Genomic DNA, 3365 nt, shown 5'->3' with positions numbered 1-3365 from the left:
AAGTTCATTGAGATATTGAAATTGACAGCGTAGATTAATTACCGAAAGGTAGTTAGTCAACAAAGAAACTAAACTAAGTGAGATTTTCTGAGATTTTTTTGAGAGTCGAGCTCTTTATAGATGTATGGTCGCAATATTATTGAAGATTATACGATGAAGAGTTTGATCCTGGCTCAGGATGAACGCTAGCGGCAGGCCTAACACATGCAAGTCGAGGGGTAGAAAGTGCTTGCACTTTTGAGACCGGCGCACGGGTGAGTAACGCGTATGCAATCTACCTTATACAGGGGAATAGCCCAGGGAAACTTGGATTAATGCCCCATAGTATTAAAGAGCGGCATTGTTCTTTAATTAAAGATTTATCGGTATAAGATGAGCATGCGTACCATTAGCTAGTTGGTGTGGTAACGGCACACCAAGGCTACGATGGTTAGGGGCCCTGAGAGGGGGATCCCCCACACTGGTACTGAGACACGGACCAGACTCCTACGGGAGGCAGCAGTGAGGAATATTGGACAATGGGCGAGAGCCTGATCCAGCCATGCCGCGTGCAGGAAGACGGCCCTATGGGTTGTAAACTGCTTTTTTACGGGAAGAAACACCTCTACGTGTAGAGGCTTGACGGTACCGTACGAATAAGGACCGGCTAACTCCGTGCCAGCAGCCGCGGTAATACGGAGGGTCCGAGCGTTATCCGGAATCATTGGGTTTAAAGGGTCCGTAGGCGGGCAACTAAGTCAGTGGTGAAATTCTGCAGCTCAACTGTAGAACTGCCATTGATACTGGTTGTCTTGAATCGTTGTGAAGTGGCTAGAATATGTAGTGTAGCGGTGAAATGCTTAGATATTACATAGAATACCGATTGCGAAGGCAGGTCACTAACAACGTATTGACGCTGATGGACGAAAGCGTGGGGAGCGAACAGGATTAGATACCCTGGTAGTCCACGCCGTAAACGATGGATACTAGCTGTCCGGTGCACATTGGTGTGCTGGGTGGCCAAGCGAAAGTGATAAGTATCCCACCTGGGGAGTACGTTCGCAAGAATGAAACTCAAAGGAATTGACGGGGGCCCGCACAAGCGGTGGAGCATGTGGTTTAATTCGATGATACGCGAGGAACCTTACCAGGGCTTAAATGTAGTCTGACAGGCGTGGAAACATGCTTTTCTTCGGACAGATTACAAGGTGCTGCATGGTTGTCGTCAGCTCGTGCCGTGAGGTGTCAGGTTAAGTCCTATAACGAGCGCAACCCCTGTTGTTAGTTGCCAGCGAGTCATGTCGGGAACTCTAACAAGACTGCCAGTGCAAACTGTGAGGAAGGTGGGGATGACGTCAAATCATCACGGCCCTTACGTCCTGGGCCACACACGTGCTACAATGGCAGGTACAATGGGCAGCCACTGCGCAAGCAGGAGCGAATCCACAAAACCTGTCTCAGTTCGGATCGGGGTCTGCAACTCGACCCCGTGAAGCTGGAATCGCTAGTAATCGGATATCAGCCATGATCCGGTGAATACGTTCCCGGGCCTTGTACACACCGCCCGTCAAGCCATGGAAGCTGGAAGCACCTGAAGTCCGTCACCGCAAGGAGCGGCCTAGGGTGAAGCTGGTAACTAGGGCTAAGTCGTAACAAGGTAGCCGTACCGGAAGGTGCGGCTGGAACACCTCCTTTCTAGAGAAAGACGACCGAAATTCAACAAAGAGAGACTCTTATATGAAAAAAAGAAGGAGTTTTGCTTGGTTTAGCTGTCAATTTTATAATACTATAGTCAACAGGTACAGTGTCAGCATATCAAAACTGATAACTGAATACTGAACATTGGAGACTTTTTTTAAAGTCCCATAGCTCAGCTGGTTAGAGCGCTACACTGATAATGTAGAGGTCGGCAGTTCGAGTCTGCCTGGGACTACAAACGAATGACTAAGGAATAAAGTCAAATGAATAATAGCAATAGTATACATTACTCATTATCCCTTAAACAATCAACACACGTTCATAAATTGAAATATTGAAAGGAAATTTTAGAAGTTGGGTATCCCAAGTTGACGTATAAGTCATCAATTAACTGATAACTGTTAACTGATAACTGGCAACTGAAACAAAATGGGGGATTAGCTCAGCTGGCTAGAGCGCCTGCCTTGCACGCAGGAGGTCATCGGTTCGACTCCGATATTCTCCACTAGAATCCCCGCGAAGGCGGGGATCTATATTCTTCTTCGGAAGAAAACACGTTCATTACATATTGAAACAGAGTTTTAGCCATTTAGGGGCTAGAGCATCCCGAATTTACCTCGGGAAGGTTGCCGAAGTAAATTCGGCACAGGCTAATCGGTTCAACCCCGATATTCTCCACCACGGATAGAATCTACTATACGAGTACCAAAGAGCTATTTCATAATACTTGCGGTGAATATAGTAGAGATCCAGACAGTTCATTGACATATTGGAAATAAAGAATACGAGAAAAGTAATAATTAAAAAAGTTAGCAGTCTCAGTATACAGTTCGCAGTTTTACTGCCTACTGCCACTGAACACTGCCTACTTAAATTTGAATAACTCATTAAAGAGCAAAAAGTACAATAAGCAAAATAAGAGCGTATGGGGAATGCCTAGGCTCTCAGAGGCGATGAAGGACGTGATAAGCTGCGAAAAGCTGCGGGGATTGGCACATACAAAGTGATCCGCAGGTATCCGAATGGGGCAACCCAGTACATTGAAGATGTATTACCGCGCAAGCGGGGCAAACCCGGGGAACTGAAACATCTAAGTACCCGGAGGAAGAGAAAACAATAGTGATTCCGATAGTAGCGGCGAGCGAAATCGGATTAGCCCAAACCAATATCGTTACGGCGGTATTGGGGTTGTAGGACCACGACATTTGGTGCTTTACGAATAAGAACACGTTGGAAAGCGTGGCCATAGACGGTGATAGCCCGGTATTAGTAAGGACAGTTACCGATAGTGGTATCCTGAGTAGTGCGGGGCACGTGAAACCCTGTATGAATCCGGCGGGACCATCCGCCAAGGCTAAATACTCCTGAGAGACCGATAGTGAACCAGTACCGTGAGGGAAAGGTGAAAAGAACCGTGAATAACGGAGTGAAATAGATCCTGAAACCATACGCTTACAAGCGGTCGGAGCGGCGCAAGCTGTGACGGCGTGCCTTTTGCATAATGAGCCTACGAGTTACTGTTGCCAGCAAGGTTAATCCGCTCAGCGGAGGAGCCGCAGCGAAAGCGAGTCTGAATAGGGCGCTTTAGTTGGTAGTAGTAGACGCGAAACCGTGTGATCTACCCTTGGGCAGGTTGAAGTTTGGGTAACACCAAATGGAGGACCGAACCCGTTGACGTTGAAAAGTCT

General features: G+C 47.3%; 2 tRNA genes and 2 rRNA genes (1 of these 4 cut by a window edge). All 4 read left to right on the top strand.

Going from position 1 to position 3365, the window contains the following annotated elements:
* Positions 1–150: 150 nt before the first annotated feature.
* A 16S ribosomal RNA gene (locus AC3RVF_RS15850) occupies positions 151–1674 on the top strand.
* A gap of 164 nt (positions 1675–1838) precedes the next feature.
* Positions 1839–1912: transfer RNA gene (locus AC3RVF_RS15845), tRNA-Ile, on the top strand.
* A gap of 196 nt (positions 1913–2108) precedes the next feature.
* A tRNA-Ala gene (locus tag AC3RVF_RS15840) sits at positions 2109–2182 on the top strand.
* A gap of 399 nt (positions 2183–2581) precedes the next feature.
* Positions 2582–3365, top strand: a 23S ribosomal RNA gene (locus tag AC3RVF_RS15835) (it continues 2050 nt past the right edge of the window).
* Together the 16S and 23S rRNA genes with 2 tRNA genes alongside form the textbook arrangement of a ribosomal RNA operon.

This window comes from Aequorivita sp. IT1183 (assembly GCF_058068265.1).
The sequence above is the reverse complement of the archived record's forward strand: the minus strand, read 5'-3'. Positions and strand labels throughout refer to the sequence as shown.